Origin of the sequence: Streptomyces sp. NPDC057428 (assembly GCF_042803195.1) — a bacterium.
Classification (GTDB): domain Bacteria; phylum Actinomycetota; class Actinomycetes; order Streptomycetales; family Streptomycetaceae; genus Streptomyces.
Genome location: NZ_JBHVCT010000032.1, coordinates 1 through 19,372, shown reverse-complemented (window position 1 = coordinate 19,372; position 19,372 = coordinate 1). Strand labels below are relative to the sequence as shown.

The 19,372-nt window shown below is 72.4% G+C and carries 17 protein-coding genes; 7 read left to right on the top strand and 10 right to left on the bottom strand.

Annotated elements, in window-relative coordinates; genetic code table 11:
• Positions 1-148 precede the first annotated feature (148 nt).
• The 4 genes from ACFU5K_RS15245 to ACFU5K_RS15230 all read left to right on the top strand — a co-directional run bounded on the left by ACFU5K_RS15245 (position 149) and on the right by ACFU5K_RS15230 (position 5,970).
• Positions 149-1,951 (top strand): glycoside hydrolase family 15 protein, encoded by a 1,803-nt coding sequence (locus ACFU5K_RS15245; RefSeq protein WP_384061164.1) that lies wholly within the window; start codon positions 149-151, stop codon positions 1,949-1,951.
• A gap of 44 nt (positions 1,952-1,995) precedes the next feature.
• Positions 1,996-2,787, top strand: a complete 792-nt coding sequence (locus ACFU5K_RS15240) for a class I SAM-dependent methyltransferase (protein ID WP_384061043.1) — start codon at positions 1,996-1,998, stop codon at positions 2,785-2,787.
• A 58-nt stretch (positions 2,788-2,845) separates the two neighbouring features.
• Positions 2,846-4,243, top strand: a complete 1,398-nt coding sequence (locus tag ACFU5K_RS15235; RefSeq protein ID WP_384061040.1) for an FAD-binding oxidoreductase — start codon at positions 2,846-2,848, stop codon at positions 4,241-4,243.
• Positions 4,244-4,341: 98 nt separating this feature from the next.
• Positions 4,342-5,970, top strand: a complete 1,629-nt coding sequence (locus ACFU5K_RS15230) for a PucR family transcriptional regulator (RefSeq protein ID WP_384061037.1) — start codon at positions 4,342-4,344, stop codon at positions 5,968-5,970.
• A gap of 4 nt (positions 5,971-5,974) precedes the next feature.
• On the opposite strand, the gene ACFU5K_RS15225 is transcribed toward ACFU5K_RS15230, so the two are convergent.
• From ACFU5K_RS15225 to ACFU5K_RS15205, 5 genes are all read right to left on the bottom strand, one after another.
• Complete coding sequence (locus ACFU5K_RS15225) at positions 5,975-7,054, bottom strand: glycosyltransferase family 4 protein (protein ID WP_384061034.1); 1,080 nt, start codon at positions 7,052-7,054, stop codon at positions 5,975-5,977.
• 172 nt (positions 7,055-7,226) lie between these two features.
• A complete protein-coding gene (gene recN / locus ACFU5K_RS15220; protein WP_384061031.1) occupies positions 7,227-8,975 on the bottom strand; it encodes a DNA repair protein RecN in 1,749 nt (582 codons plus the stop codon).
• 81 nt (positions 8,976-9,056) lie between these two features.
• On the bottom strand, positions 9,057-9,980 hold the full coding sequence (locus ACFU5K_RS15215) for an NAD kinase (RefSeq protein WP_384061029.1): 924 nt from the start codon (positions 9,978-9,980) through the stop codon (positions 9,057-9,059).
• Positions 9,977-10,792, bottom strand: a complete 816-nt coding sequence (locus ACFU5K_RS15210) for a TlyA family RNA methyltransferase (protein ID WP_384061026.1) — start codon at positions 10,790-10,792, stop codon at positions 9,977-9,979. The genes ACFU5K_RS15215 and ACFU5K_RS15210 overlap by 4 nt, the downstream gene beginning before the upstream one ends.
• Positions 10,793-10,799: 7 nt before the next feature.
• Entirely contained in the window at positions 10,800-11,102 is a 303-nt protein-coding gene (locus ACFU5K_RS15205) for a hypothetical protein (protein ID WP_384061023.1), read from the bottom strand.
• A gap of 42 nt (positions 11,103-11,144) precedes the next feature.
• Here ACFU5K_RS15205 and ACFU5K_RS15200 point away from each other — a divergent pair, with 42 nt between their 5' ends.
• A complete protein-coding gene (locus ACFU5K_RS15200) occupies positions 11,145-11,492 on the top strand; it encodes an SCP2 sterol-binding domain-containing protein (RefSeq protein WP_384061021.1) in 348 nt (115 codons plus the stop codon).
• Between the two features lie 29 nt (positions 11,493-11,521).
• Here ACFU5K_RS15200 and ACFU5K_RS15195 read toward each other — a convergent pair whose 3' ends face one another.
• The 4 genes from ACFU5K_RS15195 to ACFU5K_RS15180 form a co-directional block, all read right to left on the bottom strand.
• Complete coding sequence (locus tag ACFU5K_RS15195) at positions 11,522-12,325, bottom strand: ABC transporter ATP-binding protein (RefSeq protein ID WP_384061018.1); 804 nt, start codon at positions 12,323-12,325, stop codon at positions 11,522-11,524.
• A gap of 56 nt (positions 12,326-12,381) precedes the next feature.
• On the bottom strand, positions 12,382-13,440 hold the full coding sequence (locus tag ACFU5K_RS15190) for a FecCD family ABC transporter permease (protein WP_384061016.1): 1,059 nt from the start codon (positions 13,438-13,440) through the stop codon (positions 12,382-12,384).
• Entirely contained in the window at positions 13,437-14,396 is a 960-nt protein-coding gene (locus tag ACFU5K_RS15185) for a FecCD family ABC transporter permease (RefSeq protein ID WP_384061161.1), read from the bottom strand. Before ACFU5K_RS15185 ends, ACFU5K_RS15190 begins: the two co-directional genes overlap by 4 nt.
• A gap of 201 nt (positions 14,397-14,597) precedes the next feature.
• Positions 14,598-15,626, bottom strand: coding sequence for an HAD hydrolase-like protein (locus tag ACFU5K_RS15180; RefSeq protein ID WP_384061014.1), 1,029 nt, complete (start codon positions 15,624-15,626; stop codon positions 14,598-14,600).
• Positions 15,627-15,698: 72 nt separating this feature from the next.
• Between ACFU5K_RS15180 and ACFU5K_RS15175 the strand changes: the two genes are divergently transcribed.
• Positions 15,699-16,979: a DUF1015 family protein gene (locus tag ACFU5K_RS15175; RefSeq protein WP_384061011.1), complete on the top strand. Its 1,281-nt coding sequence runs from the start codon at positions 15,699-15,701 to the stop codon at positions 16,977-16,979.
• Between the two features lie 110 nt (positions 16,980-17,089).
• Here ACFU5K_RS15175 and ACFU5K_RS15170 read toward each other — a convergent pair whose 3' ends face one another.
• On the bottom strand, positions 17,090-17,893 hold the full coding sequence (locus ACFU5K_RS15170) for a hypothetical protein (protein ID WP_384061008.1): 804 nt from the start codon (positions 17,891-17,893) through the stop codon (positions 17,090-17,092).
• 30 nt (positions 17,894-17,923) lie between these two features.
• On the opposite strand from ACFU5K_RS15170, the gene ACFU5K_RS15165 reads away from it, so the two are divergent.
• The coding region (locus tag ACFU5K_RS15165) for a hypothetical protein (protein ID WP_384061006.1) at positions 17,924-19,372 on the top strand (1,449 nt) is incomplete at its 3' end.

Genomic DNA, 19,372 nt, shown 5'->3' with positions numbered 1-19,372 from the left:
CTCGGACACTCGCTGCCGAGTTGGCCGGCCCAGCGGCTCCACCCCAGCCCGCTCACCCGCGCAAGAGCTCGTCGGTTCTATCACAACGACCCCTTGACCAGCAGTAAGCGCCCTGCGGGGCGACATGGCCGTTCGACTGGAGACGCACGTGGCCGGGCGCATCGAGGATTACGCACTCATCGGAGACATGCAGACCGCAGCCCTGGTCTGCCGGGACGGCACAGCGGACTGGCTGTGCCTGCCTCGCTTCGATTCCCATGCAATTTTCGCCGGACTTCTCGGCACCGAGGAGCACGGTTTCTGGCGGCTGGGACCCGCCCGTCCCAAGGGGGCGGAGGCCCCCGCGGCGGACCGCCGCCGCTACCGGGGCGACTCCCTCGTCCTGGAATCGGAGTGGGACACGTCCCGGGGCACGGTCCGTGTGACCGATTTCATGCCGCCGCGTGACGGCGCGCCCCAGCTGATCCGCATCGTGGAGGGGGTGAGCGGGCGCGTTCCCATGCGCTCCGAGCTCCGGATGCGGTTCAGTTACGGAAGGGTCACTCCCTGGGTCCACAAGGTCGACGGCCGTACGGTCGCCGTCGCGGGTCCCGACTCCGTGTGGCTGGACACCGATGCCGACACATACGGCCAGAATCTGACGACGTACTCCGATTTCACCGTCGCCCCCGGCGACCGGATCGCCTTCACGATCAGCTGGCAGCCCTCGCACCACGAGCCGCCCGCCATGCCGGAGCCGGAGTCGTCCCTGGAGGCGACCGAGAACTTCTGGCGCGAGTGGGTCGAGCAGTGCACCTACCACGGCCCCTACCGCGAGGCTGTCGTCCGCTCGCTGATCACGCTGAAGGCGCTCACCTACGCGCCCACCGGCGGCATCGTGGCCGCGCCGACCACCTCTCTGCCGGAGGACATCGGCGGCTCGCGCAACTGGGACTACCGCTACACCTGGCTGCGCGACGCGGCGATCACGCTGTCCTCGCTGCTGCGCACGGGCTACCGCGAGGAGGCCCGCGCCTGGCGCGAGTGGCTGCTGCGCGCGGTCGCGGGCGACCCGGAGAACCTGCAGATCATGTACGGCATCGCGGGTGAGCGGGAGCTCGGCGAGGCGGAACTGGACTGGCTGCCCGGCTACGAGAACTCCGGCCCGGTCCGGGTCGGCAACGGCGCGGCGAACCAACTGCAGCTCGACGTGTACGGCGAGGTCACCGAGGCGCTCCACCTGGCCCACATGACGGGCCTGACGCGCAACGACTACGCCATGGGCCTCCAGCACAAGCTGATCGAGTACCTGGAGAAGCACTGGGAGGAGCCGGACGAGGGCATCTGGGAGGTGCGCGGGCCGCGCCGCCACTTCGTGCACTCCAAGGTGATGGCCTGGGTCGCGGTCGACCGCACCATAAAGCTGATCGAGTCGGGGGACGCGGAAGGACCGCTGGAGCGCTGGCACCAGTTGCGCGAGGACATCCACCGGGACGTCTGCGAGCGGGGCTACGACCCCGAGCGCAACACCTTCACCCAGTCCTACGGGTCGAAGGAGCTGGACGCGTCGCTCCTGCTGATCCCCCAGATGGGCTTCCTGCCGCCGGACGACAAGCGGGTCATCGGCACCATCGAGGCGATCCAGCGCGAGCTGTCCACCGAGGACGGTTTCGTCCTGCGCTACCCGACCGACGGCGACGAGGCCGGCGTGGACGGCCTGGAGGGGGACGAGGGCGCTTTCCTGGCCTGCTCCTTCTGGCTGGCTGACGACCTGGCGATGATCGGCCGGGTCGACGAGGCGCGCAGGCTGTTCGAGAAGCTGCTGTCCCTGCGCAACGACCTCGGCCTGCTGGCCGAGGAGTGGGACTCCGGGCTCCAGCGCCAGGTCGGGAACTTCCCGCAGGCGTTCAGCCATGTCCCGCTGATCGACACGGCGCTGCGGCTGACAGCCAGCGGGGCGTACGTGGGCTGACCCGGGTACCACAGGTGTCGCTTGGCTGTAGCAGGGAGTTGAACGTGCAGGACATTGTTGTCGACCCCGTTGCTCACAATCGGGCAGCCTGGGACAGGTATGTCCAAGAGGGCAACGAGTGGTCGAGGCCGGTGAGTACTGAGGATGTCGAGCGCGCCCGCACGGGCGACTGGTCGATTGTTCTCATCGGGCGTGAGCCGGTCGACCGCTCCTGGCTGCCGACGGATCTGAGTGGCAAGGACGTGTTGTGCCTGGCCTCCGGCGGTGGCCAGCAGGGTCCGATCCTCGCCGCCGCAGGGGCGCGGGTCACCGTGTTCGACAACTCACCCCGCCAGCTCGGCCAGGACCAGATGGTGGCGGCGCGCGACGGACTCGAGCTGCGCACCGTCCTGGGTGACATGCGCGACCTCAGCGCCTTCGGCGACGCGGCATTCGACGTCGTATTCCATCCCGTCTCCAACCTGTTCGTACCAGACTTGGCACTGGTGTGGCGTGAGTGCTTCCGCGTCCTGCGACCGGGCGGAAGTCTGCTCGTGGGCTTCCTCAACCCTGATGTGTACTTGTTCGACCACGAGGCGCTCGACGAGCGCGGCGAGCTGATCATCGTGCACAAGCTGCCCTACAGCGATGTCACGCAGTACTCCGCCGAGGAACGCGCCACGAAGTTCGGCGCGGATGCCGCTCTTGAATACAGCCACACCCTCACCGACCAGATCGGAGGGCAACTCGCCGCGGGGTTCCTCCTCACCCGCTTCGCGGAAGCGCCGCACCAATCCAACGCATCCGCTCAATACATGTCGAACTATTTTGCGACGCTGGCGGTCAAACCGGGCTGATGTCCGCGGCCGGACCTACGATGGAAGGGTCCTGTCACGCCCTGCGAAGGGGGTTAACATGACGCCCCGAACGTCTCTTCCGGACGCCGCCCTGACCGGCCTGCGCTCCGGTTTCGCCGGTGAGGTCCACGCGCCCGGCGACCCGGGTTACGACGAGGCCCGTACCGTCTTCAACAGCATGATCGACCGCAGACCCGCGGTGGTGGCCCAGTGCGCCTCCGAGGCGGACGTCGCGCGGGCGCTCGCCCTCGCCCGTGACCGGGAACTGGAGGTCGCGGTGCGCGGGGGCGGCCACAGCGTGGCGGGCATGTCCGTCAGCGAGGGTGGGGCGGTGATCGACCTGCGCCGGATGTCGCGGGTGAGCGTGGATCCCGGCGCCCGGTCGGCCCGCGTCGGCGGCGGTGCCGTCATGAGCGACCTGGACCGGGCCACACAGCCCCACGGGCTGGCCACGACGGGCGGGCGGGTCTCCACCACGGGAGTCGGCGGCTTCACCCTGGGCGGCGGTTCGGGGTGGCTGGAGCGCAAGTTCGGGCTGGCCTGCGACAACCTCCTGGCCGCCGACGTGGTGACGGCGGACGGGGAGACCGTACGCGCGAGCGCCGACGAGAACCCAGAGCTCTTCTGGGCCCTGCACGGCGGCGGCGGGAACTTCGGTGTGGTCACCTCGCTGACGCTGCGGCTGCACGACCTGCCGGCGATGAGCATGGTGATGGTGCTCTTCCGCCCTGAGGACGGCCCCGAAGCGGTTCGTACGTACCGCGACGTGATGGAGGCAGCCCCCGACGAGGCCGGCGGCGCCTGCATCTACATCACCGGTCCGCCCGAGGAGTGGGTGCCCGAGGCCCTGGTGGGCCGTCTCGTGTGCGCCGCCCTGATCACCTTCGCAGGTACGGAGGCGGAGGCCCGTGACGTGGCCGCACCTCTGCTGGCGCTGAATCCGGAGGCGGAGGTCATCGACACGATTCCCTACGCGGACCTGCAGTGCATGCTTGACGACCCGCCCGGCATGCGGAACTACTGGTCGGCGGAGTATCTGAGCGGTTTCCCCGACGAGGCGGTCGCGGCCTTCTGCGCGGACGCCGCCACGATGCCCGTGCCCACGAACACCCAGCATGTGCTGTTCCCCATGGGCGGCGCGGTCGCGCGCGGGGCCGCCGACTATCCGCTGCCCTGGCGCTCCGCCCCCTGGGCCGTGCACCCCTTCGGCGTCTGGGAGAGCGAGGCGGACGACGAACGGGTCAGGCGGTGGGTGCGCAAGGTACGGGCCACGATGATGCCGTGGGCGAACGGCGCCGTGTACCTCAACTTCATCGGGCGCGAGGGGCAGGAACGGGTCGTCGCCGGATTCGGTGAGCGTGCCTACGAGCGGCTGTCCGCGGTGAAGGCGCACTACGACCCGGACAACGTCTTCCGGCTCAACCACAACGTGAAGCCCGCGGTGGCCGTCGTGTGACGGGCCCGGGCGGCGCAAGGTAGCTTCCGGACCGGGGCGTCCGCGTCTCACGTTCACGAGCGCGCGGGCGCACGAGTGGAAGCACGAGGGCGGAGCCAGTGGAACAAGAGGGCGGGATCACCGTACGGCGGGCGCTGGAGCTGCCCGGGCTCCGCGGCGGACTCCCGGAGGTGCTCACGTGCGAGGACCGGCTGGACCGCTCGGTGCGCTGGGTGCACGCGGGTGAGGCGCCCAACATCCCCGCGCTCCTCAAGGGCGGGGAGCTGCTGCTCATGACCGGCCTCGGACTCGGGACCCGGCCGGCGGAACAGCGCGCCTACGTCCGCAGACTCGCTGACCGCGGCATCGCCGCCCTGGTGGTGGAGCTGGGCCCGCGCTTCGACCGGCTGCCCTCGGCGATCGTGGACGCGGCGCGGACGGCCGGGCTCCCGCTGGTCCAGCTGCACCGTGAGGTGCCGTTCGTGTCCGTGACCGAGGAGATCCACACCGAGATCGTCAACGGGCACTACGCGCTGCTCCAGCAGGCCGAGGAGGTGCACCGGCGGTGCACACGGGCGGTCCTCGGTGGGGGCGGGGTGCCGCAGGTGCTGCAGATCCTGGCCGACTTCGCCGCCAACCCGGTGTTCCTGGAGACGCCGGACGGCAGGCTGCTGTTCGCGGCGGGCACCGGGACCGGACCGGTGGGTGCCGATCCCCTGCAGGTCTGGGAGGGGCTGCGCGGCGCGCGCGCAGTGCGTGACGCGCCGCCGGCGGGCGCCGTCCTGGTGGAGGTGCCGGGCGGCGGCGCGGGTGCCGGGGGCGTGCGGGCCCGGCTGGTGCTGCTCGCCGTGTCGGGGCCGCTGGCCACGGTCCACCGGATGGCGGCGGAGCGCGCCGCGGGCATCCTGGCGGTCGTGCTGATGCAGGCCCGCCAGGAGGAGGAGGTCGCGGCGCGGGGCCGAGGTGACTTCCTCACCGATCTCGCCGAGGGCCGGGTCGCGCCGCAGGACGCGCCGGCCCAGGCGGGAGTGCTGGGATTCAGGCCGGGCGGGGATCCCCTGCTGCCCGTGGTGATGCGGCTGGCACCCGCGTCGGCGCCGTCGGGCAGCTGGGCACTGCTGGCCCGGGCGGTGACGGAGGAGCTCGCCACGGTGGGGGCGCCGGTTTTGGTCGGGGTTCGGCCGGTGGAGGACAGGGTGCCGCTGCTGCTGGCGCTGCGCCCGGAGACGACGCGCTCGGCGCTCGCGGACCGGGTGGCGACGGCGCTGCGGGCCGGGGCGGAGCGGGCGGGCCTGGAGCGGGCCGGGGACCGTAACCCGGTCGTCGTCGTGGTCGGGGCCGCGGGAGGCTGGGCCGCTGCTGGTCCGGGGCTGCGGCACGCCGCGGAGGCGGCGACGGCCGCGCAGGGTCTCGCGGAACGCCCCTGGTACGACGCGCGCAGCCTGGACATCGACCTGCTGCTGTGGCGACTGCGCGACCACCAGGACCTGGCGTCCTTCGTGGACCGCGCCATCGGGCCACTGCGGGAGCACGACCGGACGTCCCGCCCCGCGCTGCTGCCGACCCTGGAGGCCTACCTCGCCCATGCGGGGCGCAAGGCGGAGGCCGCCCGGGAACTGCACCTGAACCGGCAGACGCTCTACAACCGGCTGGCCCGCATCGGCGAACTGCTCGGCACCGACCTGGACGACCCGCAGGCGGTGCTCGCCCTGAGCCTGGCTCTGCGGGCGCGCCGGCACACGCGCTGAGGGCTCACGCCCGGGCGGTGGCCAGGGGCTGGGCCAGCTCGTCGTACACGGACAGGACATGGGCGATCGTGTCGTCCTCGGTCGGCCATCCGGCGGCCTGCGCGCGCCCGGCACCGACGAGCCGCTCGCGCTGCTCCGCGTCGCCGAGGAGCCGCACGACGGTGCCGGCCAGCGCCGCCGCGTCTCCGTGCGGAACGAACGCCGCTGCCTCGCCGACGAGTTCGGGCAGTCCGCAGGTCGGGGCCGCGACCAGCGGTACGCCGAGTCGCAGCGCCTCTCGTGCGAGAAGCGGCCCGGTGTCCCCGCGGCCCGCCAGCACGGCCACGTCGGCTGCGGCGAGGAGCGCGCCGATGTCCTCCCCGCCGCCCGCCAGGACGACGGGCAGCCCTTCGTCCGCGATCCGGTGACGCAGGGTCCCGGACCGGGCGTCCTCCCCGGCTACCACCAGCAGGGGCGTGGGGTCCAGTGCGCGCCACTCACGTGCGGCGTCCAGCAGTGTGTCCTGCCCCTCCTGGGCCACCGAGACGAGGAAAGGCCTTCCCACGGCGCCCAGTTCGGCGCGGGTCTTGTCCGCGTCGGCGGCGGCGCCGACGGGACTCGCCGGGACGGCCGCCGGTGCGAGCCTGGCATCTCTGGCGCCGCGCCGACGGGCCCGTTCGACCAGCTCCCACGACGTGCCCAGCACAACGGCCGCGGCACGCGCGGCCCTTCTCTCCAGCAGGCGCAGCAGCCGGCCGCGGGTTCCCTCCGCGTGGACGCGGGAGTGCCAGGTCATGACGAGGGGCGTGCCGCGTCCGCTGATGGCGATCGCCGCGCGTACGGCGGCGTGCAGCCCGTGGGCGTGGACGATGTCCGCGCCGGTGCACGCGGTACGGAGGGCGGCGACGGCGGCGGGGTCGCTGCGGCGGGGCACCGCGACGAAGCGGGCTCCCGTCGCGGGGAGGCCGTGGGCACGGCCCGCGCCGGCCGGGGCGCAGACGGTGACCTGAACTCCCCGGGCGATGAGACCAGCGGCGAGCGAGCTGACGTGAGCGCTGCTTCCGGCACCACCGCCCAGGACTTGGACCGTACGCAGCTGTGACACGTTGATCGGCTCCCGGAGCTCCCGAGTCGGTGGAATGTACAGCGCCAAGGATGCCAGTCCGTACGCACGTTCCGGGACCGATGAAACGTTGCTCCTGGCGCCACGGCGACGGCGGGGCCCCCGCCTCACTCCTACGAGTGAAGCGAGCGGCCCGGAACTGACGTCCGCCGGCCTATCGGCCGTCGGCGCGCGCGGTCTCCAGGAGCTCCTCGGCATGGGCGCGGGCCGTCTCCGAGTCCTCCTGGCCGGCCAGCATCCGGGACAGCTCCCTGACCCGGTCCTCGCCCTCCAGGACCGTGACGCCGCTCCTGGTAACCGATCCGTCCACGGTCTTCTCCACCAGCAACTGGCGGTCGGCGAAGGCCGCCACCTGCGGCAGGTGGGTGACCACGACGACCTGTGCGGACCGGGCGAGCTTCGCCAGCCGCCGGCCGACCTCGACGGCCGCCTTGCCTCCGACACCGGCGTCGACCTCGTCGAAGAGATACGTCGGCACGGGGTCGGAACCCGCGAAGACCACCTCGACGGCGAGCATCACCCTGGACAGCTCGCCGCCCGACGCGCCCTTGGCGATCGGCCGCGGCTGGGCACCGGGATGGGGTGCGAGCAGCAGCTCCACCTCGTCGGCCCCGGACGGCCCGTAGAGCACGCTCCGGCCGCCGACGTCGATGCCGGACGCCTCGTCCGGTGCCTCGGTCTGCCGGATGGCGAAGGAGACCCGGGCGTGCGGCATGGCGAGCGACGCCAGCTCCTGCGTCACCGCGGCGGCGAAGCGCGCGGCGGCCTCCGTCCGCGCGTCGGTCAGCTCCTGCCCGAGGACGGAGAGTTCACCGCGCAGCGCGTCGCGCTCCGCCGTCAGTTCGCCGATCCGGTCGTCGTCGCCCTCCAGCTCGGTCAGCCGGGAAGCGCCTTCCTGCGCCCAGGCGAGCACGGAGGCGATGTCCTCGCCGTACTTGCGCGTGAGCGCGGCGAGCGCGGCCCGCCTCTCCTCCACAGCGGCGAGCCGCAGAGGGTCGGCGTCCAGCTGGTCGGCATAACCCGCCAGTTCCCCGGCCACGTCCGCGAGCAGGATCGAGATCTCCCCGATCCGGTCGGCGAGCGCGGCCAGCGCCGGGTCGTGCGCCCGTACTGCGTCCAGCGAGCGTCCGGCGGCGGCGACGACCGTGGTGGCGTCGACGCCCTCCTGGTCCTCCGGATCCCCGGCCAGCGCCCCGTGGGCCAGGGCGGCCGCGGAGGCGAGGGCCTCCGCGTGGCCGAGCCGCTCGGCCTCGGCTGCGAGTGCGGTGTCCTCGCCGGGCAGCGGCTCCACCGCGGCCACCTCGTCGAGGCCGAAGCGCAGCAGATCCGCCTCCTGCGCCCGCTCCCTGGCCCGGGTGGTCAGCTCGTCGAGCTCCGTGACGGCCGCGCGCAGGCGCCGGTAGGCGTCGGTGTACCTGGCGTGCGGTCCGTCCACGCCGGCGCCGGCGTAGCGATCCAGGGCCTGGCGCTGCCGGGCGGGCTTGAGCAGGCCCTGCTGGTCGGTCTGGCCGTGCACGGCGACGAGTTCGTCGGCGAGTTCGGCGAGCACGCCGACGGGCACCGATCTGCCGCCCAGGTGGGCACGGGAGCGCCCTTCAGCCGAAACGGTACGGCTGACGAGCAGCGCGCCGTCCTCGATCACGGCCCCGGCCTCCTCGGCCCGCACCGCCGCCGCGTCCCCCGGGGACACGGTGATGCGCCCCTCGACGACCGCGGCCTTGGCACCGATCCGCACCAGGGCGGGATCGGCGCGTCCGCCGAGCAGCAGCCCGAGACTGGTGACGACCATGGTTTTGCCCGCGCCGGTCTCGCCCGTCACCGCGGTGAAACCGGGTGACAGCTCCACCACCGCGTCGTCGATGACTCCGAGCGACCGTATCCGCATCTCCTCCAACACGGACATGACCTTACGAGGTCCGGAGCCCGGTGTGCGACGGACCCCGGTGACCGGTTCACTCACGCGGGTGTGAGCGGCGCTCCCGGATCAGTGCGGAGCACCCCGCCAGCCCTGCACGGGCAGCGCGAACTTGGCGACCAGGCGATCGGTGAACGAGGCCTGGTGGAGCCGCGCGAGCCGTACGGGCACGGCTCCGCGCCGCACCTCGACCCTGGCCCCGGCGGGCAGCTCGACGGTCCGGCGGCCGTCGCACCACAGCACGCCGTGCGGCGTGTGCGGCTGGACCTCCACGGCCATCACCGAGTCGGGCGAGGTCACCAGCGGCTTGGCGAACAGCGCGTGGGCGCCGATCGGCACCATGAGCAGCGCCTCGACCTCCGGCCAGACGACCGGGCCGCCCGCCGAGAATGCGTACGCGGTCGATCCCGTCGGGGTGGCGCAGACGATCCCGTCACAGCCGAAGCCGGTCACCGGGCGGCCGTCGATCTCCAGGACGACCTCCAGCATCCGCTCGGGCGAGACCTTCTGCACCGCGGCCTCGTTGAGTGCCCAGTCGGTGTGCACGATGTCACCGTTGCTGCGCACGACGACGTCGAGCGTCATGCGCTCCTCGACCTTGTAGGCGCGGGTGACGACCCGGTCGACGACCTGGTCCAGGTCGTCGCGCTCGGCCTCGGCCAGGAACCCCACCCGCCCGAGGTTGACGCCGAGCATGGGGACGCCGGAGGCGCGGGAGATCTCGGCCCCGCGCAGCAGCGTCCCGTCCCCGCCGAGGACGATCAGCAGCTCGCATCCGTCCACCGCCGTCGGCGTGGCGGACGTCACCGTCTCCACGGACGGTGGCAGCGGCAGGTCCTCGGCCTCCGCGGCCAGCACGCGGACTCCGAGGCCGTTGGCCAGCAGGCCCTGGACGACGAGCTCGGCGCTGCGGATGGCGGCCGGACGGCCGGTGTGCGCGAGCAGGAAGACAGTTCGTTCCGGGTTACCGGGTTGTGCCGCATGCGTCGTCAACGGGGCCCCTCCGCCACTGCACGATCGACGTCCGCGGGATCCAGCTCAGGTGCGCCGGCCCGCAGCCACAGAAAGTATTCGACATTTCCCGACGGCCCGGGCAGCGGGCTCGCCGTCACCCCCCGGACGCCGAGGCCCAGCAGTCCGGCCCGGCGTGCCACCTCCCGTACCGCTTCGGCCCGCAGCTCGGGGCTGCGGACCACACCGCCGCTCCCGAGGCGCTCCTTGCCCACCTCGAACTGCGGCTTGACCATGAGCACCAGGTCGGCGTCGGGAGCCGCGCAGCGGGCGAGGGCGGGCAGCACGAGGCCGAGCGGGATGAACGACAGATCGCCGACCACCAGGTCCACCGCCTTCCCGTCGATCTGCTCCAGCGTCAGCTCACGCACGTTGGTACGGTCCTTGACGGTGACGCGTTCATCGGACTGGAGTGACCAGGCGAGCTGGCCGTAACCGACGTCGACGGCGACGACGTGGCCGGCTCCGGCGCGCAGCAGCACGTCCGTGAAGCCACCGGTCGAGGCCCCGGCGTCCAGTGCCCGTCGTCCCTCGATCCGCAGCCCCAGTGGCGCGAAGGCGGTGATGGCGCCCGCGAGTTTGTGGCCGCCGCGCGAGACGTACTCGGGATCGCTGTCGTCCTTGACGACGACGACGGCGGCACTGGTCTCGACCTGGGTGGCGGGCTTGGTCGCCGTGTTGCCGCCGACGGTCACCCGCCCCGCTGCGATCAGCTGGCTCGCGTGCTCACGCGAGCGGGCGAGCTTGCGGCGTACCAGCTCGGCGTCGAGGCGGCGACGTGCCACTCCTGCCACGTTCGGTTCAGCTCCTGTTGTCGTGCGCGGGCGTCTGTGCGGGTGCGGGCCGGGCGTCCAGAGCCGTCAGCTCTTCGCGCAGCCCACGGTGTACATCCTCGTACACCTCGGTGTGGCTGTCTGCGGCGAGGTGGTCCGCGTCGGCCAGCCGCTCCAGCCGCGCGTCCACCGCGGCGTGACCCGTCGGGGTGCGCTCGACGCCGAGCGGCTCGGGCGGGGCGGGGTCGTACGAGGGCGCGGGAGGCGCGGCGGGCTGTACGGCCGCCTCGCCCTGCTGCGCCGTGTCCGGCCCCGGCATCCAGTCGCTCATGCGGGAACGCTACCCCGAAGGGCCGGTGTACCGTCGGTGACGATGGCGACCTTGGAGGAGTGCCGCAGCGCACTCGACACACTTTCCGGCAATCTGGCGGGCGCGGACGGCGACGTGCGCGGCGCCGCCGACCTCGACCGCTCGCTGAGCTGCCACATCAGGGATCTCGACGTGACGTTCACCGGACGGCTGGCGTACGGCCGGATCCAGGTCGTGGACACACTCGACGGCCCGCCCAGGGAGAAGGCCGAGATCCGGCTCGCCATGACCGGTGACGATCTGGTGGCCATGGTCGAGGGCCGGCTCAACTTCGCGAAGGCCTGGGCGTCCGGCCGGGTGCGGCTGGAGGCGGGCTTCCGCGATCTGCTGAAGCTCAAGTCCATGCTCTGAGCCGGCGGGACCGGCCGGCGGGGCGGGCCTCAGACGGCGGCCCCGGTGCGCCTCCTGCGGGCCGCCGGCACCACCAGCGGCGTCCCCGTCTCCGGGTCGTCGATGACCTGGCACCTCATCCCGAACACCTCCTCGACGAGTTCCGCGGTGACGATGTCGCCGGGCGCCCCCTCGGCGACGACCTTCCCACCGCGCATGGCGATGAGGTGGGTGGCGTAGCGGGCCGCGTGGTTGAGGTCGTGCAGCACGGCGACCAGGGTGCGCCCCCGCGTCTCGTGCAGTTCCGCGCAGAGGTCGAGCACGTCGATCTGGTGCTGGATGTCGAGATACGTCGTCGGTTCGTCGAGCAGCAGCAGCGGGGTCTGCTGGGCGAGCGCCATGGCGATCCAGACGCGCTGTCGCTGTCCGCCGGACAGCTCGTCGACAAAGCGGTCCGCGAGCTCCCCGACGCCGGTGGACTCCATCGAGTCCTTGACGATCCGCTCGTCCTCGGGCGACCACTGGCGCAGCAGTGACTGGTGGGGGTAGCGGCCGCGGGAGACCAGGTCTGCGACGGTGATGCCGTCGGGGGCCGTGGAGGACTGGGGCAGCAGGCCCAGCGTCCTCGCGACCTTCTTCGCGGGCAGCCGGTGGATGGAATCCCCGTCCAGCAGGACCTCCCCGCTGCTCGGTTGCAGCATCCGGGAGAGTGCGCGCAGCAGGGTCGACTTGCCGCAGGCGTTGGGTCCGACGACGACCGTGAACGAGTGGTCGGGTATCTCGACCGAGAGGTTCTCGGCGATGACGCGCTGGTCGTAGCCGAGGGTCACCGAGTCTGCGGTGAGGCGTTGCATGGGCGTACTCCCGGAATCGGTGGACGTGGTCTGCGTGGTGTCCGGCGCGTCCGGCCTCATATGCGTCCCGACCGGCGCTCGGAGACCAGCAGCCACAGCAGGTAACAGCCGCCGAGTACGCCCGTGACCACGCCCACGGGGAGCCGGCGGTCCCCGAACGCGTTCATCGCGGTCCAGTCGGCCACGAGCAGCAGGACAGCGCCCGTACCGGCCGCGGCGGCCAGGTTGGGCCCGGGGGCGCGGGTGAGCCGCCGGGCGACCTGCGGAGCGCTGAGCGACACGAAGACGATGGGGCCCGCGGCGGCGGTCGCGACGGCGACGAGCAGGACGGCGCAGCCGAGCAGGAGGAGCCTGGTGCGCTCCACCTTCACGCCCAGGGCGTGCGCCGCGTCGTCCCCCATCTCGATCATGCGCAGGGCCCGGCCGTGTACGAGGATCACCGGGAGCAGCGCGCAGCAGACCCCGAGCAACGGCCACACCTGGGCCCAGTCCCTGCCGTCCAGCGACCCGGTCATCCAGACGACGGCCCGGGTGGCGTCGACGAGGTTGGCCTTGGTGATCAGGTAGTGGATCGCCGCGGTGAGCATGGCGGCCGCGCCGATACCGACGAGGACGAGGCGGTGGCCGTGTACTCCGCGCTTCCAGGCCAGCAGGTAGACCGCCACCCCGGTCAGCGTGCCTCCGGCGACGGCGCCCGCGGCGACCTCGGTGGGTCCGCCGTGGAGGAGCACGATCACGGCGAGGGCGCCGACCGCGGAACCCTGGCCGAAGCCGAGCACATCGGGGCTGCCGAGCGGATTTCGGGAGACGCTCTGGAAGACCGCGCCGCCCACACCGAGCGCGGCACCGACGAGGAGCCCGACCAGGACCCTCGGCAGACGCAGTTCCGTGACGATGAACTCCTGCTGGAAGGTCCCGTTGCCGAACAGCGTGGTGACGACCTCACCGGGCGACATCGCGTAGTCGCCGCTGCCGACGAGCACGACGGCCACGAAGGCCGCCACCCCGAGGAGCAGTGCGATCACCGCGAACGCCCGGGTGTCCACCCGGATGGAGAGCCCGCCGGCCGTCCGCACGGCGCGGACCGTCCTCGTGGTGTCCTGCGCGGACTTCACAGCTGGGCCATCCTCTTACGTCGTACGAGATGGATGAAGACGGGACCGCCGAGCAGTGCGGTGACGATGCCGACCTGAAGCTCGGAGGGACGGGCGGCGACCCGGCCCACCACGTCGGCGCCGAGCAGGAGCACCGGCGCCAGAACGGCCGCGTACGGCAGGATCCACCGCATGTCGGGACCGGTGATGGTGCGGACCAGGTGCGGGATCATCAGCCCGATGAAGACGACCGGCCCGCAGGCGGCGGTCGCGGCCCCGCACAGCAGGGTGACGGACACCATGGCGAGGACACGCGTGCGGATGAGGTGCGCGCCGAGCGCCCTGGCCGTGTCGTCGCCCATCTCCAGCGCGTTGAGCGGCCGGGCGATGAGCAGCGACAGCACCACGCCGACCGCGATGAACGGCCACACCTTGCCGACGGTCTCCGTGTCGGCGGAGGCCAGCGACCCGACGGTCCAGAAGCGCAGCCGGTCCAGGGCCGCCGAGTCCAGCAGCTGAACGGCGTTGACGTATCCGAACAGCGCCGCGGTGACCGCCGTGCCTGCGAGTGCCAGCCGTACGGGGTTCGCCGACCGGCTGCCGCCGAGGAGATACACGGCCACGGACACCAGGGCGGCGCCCCCGAACGCGAACCAGACGTATCCCGTCAGTGATGTGACGCCGAGGAAGCTGATGGCCGAGACGACGGCGGCGGCCGCGCCGGCGTTGACGCCGAGCAGTCCGGGTTCGGCGAGCGGGTTGCGGGTCAGCGCCTGCATCACCGCCCCGGCCAGTCCGAGGGCGGCCCCGACGATCAGCCCCAGCACCGTGCGCGGGACCCTCACGTCCCGGATGAGGACATCGCCGTTCGTCCCGGAGTAGTGGAACAGGCCGTGCCACACGTCGGAGAGCGGCAGCGCCTTGGCGCCGATCGCGACACTCGCGAGGCATACCAGCACCAGGACGCCCACGGACATCAGGAGACCGGCGGCGCGGAACGCATGGCGCCGGGCGTGCGCGGGCCTGTCCGGCGCGGCTTCGGGGCCCGGACTCGATTCGGGGGGACTCTCGACCAACACGTGGTTAGGTTAGCCTATCCTCTGAAAGCGCCAACTCGGCGGTGGCATACCGGCGCCAGGGCCCCTGAGCAAGCCCCGGACGCCCGCCGCCGGAGGGTCTCAGAGGTCCAGTTGCGCCACCGCCTTGGCCGCATCCAGCGTGCCCGCCCCGTCCCCGGCATGCGTCCACGCGGCACCGCACAGGGCCCGCAGCCCGTCCACGGGGTCACCGCCGCCCTCCAGCGCGAGCGCGTCCCCGCGCACCGAGGCCGTCCAGCCCCCACAGCCAAATCCGTCCCCCTCCGGCGACACCTCGGGCTGGCCGGTGAGCAGCCCGCGCAGGTCCCGGTCCACATAGGTCGGCCGGAACCTGGGTTCGGCCGCGAGTAGCTGTGCGGCACCGGTCACCCCGGTCAGCACGAGCAGCGAGTCCACCCCGCCGTTGAACGCCCCCTCGATGTCCGTGTCCAGCCGGTCCCCCACGACCAGCGGCCGCTCGGCCCCGGTCCGCAGCACCGTCTCACGGTGCATTGGAGGCAACGGCTTGCCCGCGACCTGCGGCTCGGCCCCGGTCGCGATGCGCACGACCTCCACCGCGGCGCCGTTGCCCGGCGCGATGCCCCTGGCACTCGGGATCGTCAGGTCCGTGTTGGACGCGAACCACACCGCCCCGCCCGCGATCGCGTACGCCGCCTCGGCGAACCTCCCCCACGGGAGGTCGGGCCCGCCGTAACCCTGCGCCACGGCGACCGGCTCGTCGTCGGCCGACTCCACGGGCACCAGGCCCCGTTCCCGGAGTGCGACGCGCAGACCCTCACCGCCGACCACGAGCACCCGCGCCCCGGCGGGCAGCTGATCGGCCATCAGCCTGGCCACCGCCTGCGCCGACGTGATGACGTCGGCGGGCTCGGCGGGCACACCCAGCTCCGTCAGGTGCTCGGCCACGGCGTCCGGCGTCCGCAGGGCGTTGTTCGTCACGTAGGCCAGCCGCATGCCGCTCTCCCGGGCGCTGCCCAGCGACTCGACCGCGTGGACGATCGCGTGGCCGCCCGCGTACACCACACCGTCCAGATCGAGCAGAGCGGTGTCGTACGCCCCGCTGAGCGCCTCGCTGCTCCCGAGCGGCCTGGACCTGTACTGCTGACTCATATGCCTGCGCTCCTCTTTCCATGCATCTCCCCCGATCATCGCGCATCGCGGGAGCGCACATACGATGCACAAATGAACACATCCGGGCCCGCCGCCGGCAGGGGACTGCGGCTGACCCCCTTCCGCGGACTGCGGTACGTCCCCGAACAGGTCGGCAGCCTGGCGGCGGTGACCTCGCCACCGTACGACGTCGTCGTGCGGCCGGACGGGCTGCACCACCTCGAGTCCGCGGACCCGCACAACATCGTGCGCCTGATCCTCCCGCAGGCCGGCACGGCCGCCGAACGCCACCGGCAGGCCGCCGCGACCCTGAAGAAGTGGCTCGCGGAGGGCGTGCTCGCACCGGACCCGGCACCCGTGCTCTACGTCTACGAGCAGCGCTCCGGTGACATCCTCCAGCGGGGTGTGATCGGCGCCCTCGCGCTCTCCCCCGCGTCCGAGGGGATCGTGATGCCGCACGAGGACGTCATGGCCGACGTCGTCGAGGACCGGGCCGACCTGATGCGCACCGTGGCGGCACACCTCGAACCACTGCTGCTCAGTTACGCGGGGGACAACGGGCCGAACGGCGCGGCGGCCGTCATCGAGCGGGTCGCGGAACGCCCGCCGCTGCTCGACACGACCACCGAGGACGGGTTCAGCCACCGCCTCTGGGCCGTCGCCGATCCCGGCGAACGGGCCGGGATCGAGTCCGACCTCTCCCGCCGCCAGGCGCTGATCGCCGACGGCCACCACCGCTGGGCCACCTACCTGCGGCTCCAGCGGGAACAGTCGACCCCTGGGCCCTGGGACTTCGGTCTCGTGCTTCTCGTCGACACGGCCCGTTATCCGCTGCGGGTCCGCGCCATCCACCGGCTGCTGCACCGCTTTCCGGTCGCCCGGGCACTCGAAGCCCTCGACGGCCGCTTCCGTGTCCGTCCCGTGGACATGCCCCTCACTGGAGCTCTCGACGTGCTCGCGGAGGCCACCTCCGAGGGCAACGCCTTCCTGCTGGCGGGCGACGGGCACTTCCACCTGGCCGACCGGCCCGACGAAGGCCTGCTGGCCCGTACCATCCGCCCCGACCGGCCGGCAGCCTGGCGGACCCTGGACGCGACGGTGCTGCACTCCACCCTCCTCGACGAGGTGTGGGGCATCCCCGACGATCCGCAGCACATCGCCTACATCCACGACACAGCGGCGGTTGTCGAGCAGGCGGAACGGAATGACGCCACGGCGGTCCTGATGCATCCGGTGCGCGAGGATGTGGTCCGGGACCTGGCCCGGCAGGGCGTCACGATGCCCCGGAAGTCGACGTCGTTCGGTCCGAAGCCGGCTACGGGACTTGTCCTGCGCAGTCTCGGTACCGACTGAGCCGCGGCCCCGCACGAACGCCCGGAGCACGGCTCAGGCGGGGCCCTGAACGCGCGAAAGGGCGGCACCCACCGGGGTGCCGCCCTTCCTCGTCCGTGCCTCAGGCGCGATCAGCCCTTCGCGGAACCGTCCGCGTCATCGTCCTGATCCTCGTCATCCTGGTCGTCGTCGTGCTCGTGCGCGTCGGTGTCGTCCGCATCGTCGGCGTACCGGAGGTCAGCGTCACGTTCGCCGGCGTCCTGCCCGGCCGTTACGGGCCCGCCCGCGTCGGCCGTCGCGACGGTGCTCTCGTCGTCGCCGAGCGCGTCGACGAACTCCACACCGTCGAGTTCGGCCAAGCGGTCGGACGCGTCGGTCGCGCCGTCCTTGTCCGCCTCCAGTGCCTTGCCGAACCACTCACGGGCCTCGTCCTCGCGGCCGGCTTCGAGGAGTGCGTCGGCGTAGGCGTAACGCAGGCGCGGAGTCCACGAGTGGACCGCGCTGGAGGCGAGTTCAGGACCCTGAAGCGTGACGATCGCCGCGTCGATCTGCCCCATGTCCCTCCGGGCGCCGGCGGCGACCAGGCGCATCTCGACCTGTCCGGCCTTGTCGAGCTTCTGCACCTCGGGCTCACCGGCCATGGCCATGGCCCGCTCGGGACGCCCGAGACCGCGCTCGCAGTCGGCCATGACGGGCCACAGCTCCACGGACCCGGTCATACGCCGCGACGCGCGGAACTCGGCCAGCGCCTCTGCGTACTTCTGTGTGGCGTACGCGGCGAAGCCCGCGGCCTCCCGAACGGCGGCGACCCTGGACGCCAGACGCAGGGCGATGCGCGAGTACGCGTAAGCCTGGTCGGGGTCGTCGTCGATGAGACGGGCAACCATGACGAGGTTCCGCGCGACGTCCTCGGCAAGGGTCTTCGGCAGGCTCATCAGCTCCTGCCGCACGTCCTTGTCGATCTCGTGGCCGGTGACGTCGTCGGGAATCGGAAGCCGCTTGACGGGCTCGCGGTCCCGGTCGTCACGTCCCTGGTAGCCACCGCGGTCGTCCCGGCCCCGGAACCCGCCACGGTCGCCGCCTCGGTCGTTGTCACGACGGGGACCACGGTCGTTGCGGTCGTCACGGCGGAAACCACCGCCACCGGCACTACCGCCACGGCTGTCATCCCGGCGGAAACCACCACCGGTGCTACCACCACGGTCGTCGTCGCGGCGCGGACCGCGCGGGCGGTCGTCGCGACGCTCGAAGCCGCCGGCCGGACGTCCACCACGGTCGTCACGCTGGCCGCCGCGGTATCCACCACGGTCGTCCTCACGCCTCGGAGCCCGGTCATCACGACGGAAGTTGCTGGGCCGATCGTCGTCGCGGCGCGGGCCCCGGTCACGGTCATCCCGGCGGAAACCACCACCGGTGCTGCCACCGCGGCTGTCATCGCGGCGGAAACCACCACCGGTGTTACCACCGCGGCTGTCATCGCGGCGGAAACCACCACCGGTGTTACCACCGCGGTCGTCGTCGCGGCGCGGACCGCGCGGGCGGTCGTCGCGGCGCGGGCCCCGGTCACGGTCATCGCGGCGGAAACCACCACCGGTGTTACCACCGCGGCTGTCATCGCGGCGGAAACCACCACCGGTGCTGCCGCCACGGCTGTCATCGCGGCGGAAACCACCACCGGTGCTGCCACCGCGGCTGTCATCCCGGCGGAAACCACCACCGGTGCTGCCGCCACGGCTGTCATCGCGGCGGAAACCACCACCGGTGTTACCACCGCGGTCGTCGTCGCGGCGCGGACCGCGCGGGCGGTCGTCGCGACGCTCGAAGCCGCCGGCCGGACGTCCACCACGGTCGTCACGCTGGCCGCCGCGGTATCCACCACGGTCGTCCTCACGCCTCGGAGCCCGGTCATCACGACGGAAACCACCGCCGCCACCGGTGTTACCACCGCGGCTGTCGTCGCGGCGGAAACCGCCACCGGTGTTACCACCGCGGTCGTCGTCGCGGCGCGGACCGCGCGGGCGGTCGTCGCGACGCTCGAAGCCGCCGGCCGGACGTCCACCACGGTCGTCACGCAGGCCGCCGCGGTATCCACCACGGTCGTCCTCACGCCTCGGAGCCCGGTCATCACGACGGAAACCACCGCCGCCACCGGCACTACCGCCACGGTTGTCATCGCGGCGCGGGCCGCGGTCGTTGTCGCGTCGAGGCGCGGACGAACGGTCGTCACGGCCGCCTCGGAAGCCGCCCCTGTCACCATCGTCACGGCGACGCGGCTCGCGCTCCGGACGGTCGTCGGAAGAGTTGGTGGACATCGGGGTGACTCCTGTCATCGGGTACCACAGACATTCTCGCGCAATCGACCATCCGACGCGCTTCGGAAAAAACAAAAGGGCCCGTGGCCCCAGCATGAACGC

What these genes read in the sequence shown, in the direction of transcription:
- ACFU5K_RS15235 (WP_384061040.1), top strand. Translation starts at nt 2,846, where the DNA reads ATGACGCCCCGAACGTCTCTTCCGGACGCCGCCCTGACCGGCCTGCGC.
- recN (WP_384061031.1), bottom strand. Translation starts at nt 8,975, where the DNA reads ATGTCCGTGTTGGAGGAGATGCGGATACGGTCGCTCGGAGTCATCGAC.
- ACFU5K_RS15205 (WP_384061023.1), bottom strand. Translation starts at nt 11,102, where the DNA reads ATGAGCGACTGGATGCCGGGGCCGGACACGGCGCAGCAGGGCGAGGCG.
- ACFU5K_RS15200 (WP_384061021.1), top strand. Translation starts at nt 11,145, where the DNA reads ATGGCGACCTTGGAGGAGTGCCGCAGCGCACTCGACACACTTTCCGGC.
- ACFU5K_RS15195 (WP_384061018.1), bottom strand. Translation starts at nt 12,325, where the DNA reads ATGCAACGCCTCACCGCAGACTCGGTGACCCTCGGCTACGACCAGCGC.
- ACFU5K_RS15185 (WP_384061161.1), bottom strand. Translation starts at nt 14,396, where the DNA reads ATGTCCGTGGGCGTCCTGGTGCTGGTATGCCTCGCGAGTGTCGCGATC.
- ACFU5K_RS15180 (WP_384061014.1), bottom strand. Translation starts at nt 15,626, where the DNA reads ATGAGTCAGCAGTACAGGTCCAGGCCGCTCGGGAGCAGCGAGGCGCTC.
- ACFU5K_RS15175 (WP_384061011.1), top strand. Translation starts at nt 15,699, where the DNA reads ATGAACACATCCGGGCCCGCCGCCGGCAGGGGACTGCGGCTGACCCCC.
- ACFU5K_RS15170 (WP_384061008.1), bottom strand. Translation starts at nt 17,893, where the DNA reads ATGAGCCTGCCGAAGACCCTTGCCGAGGACGTCGCGCGGAACCTCGTC.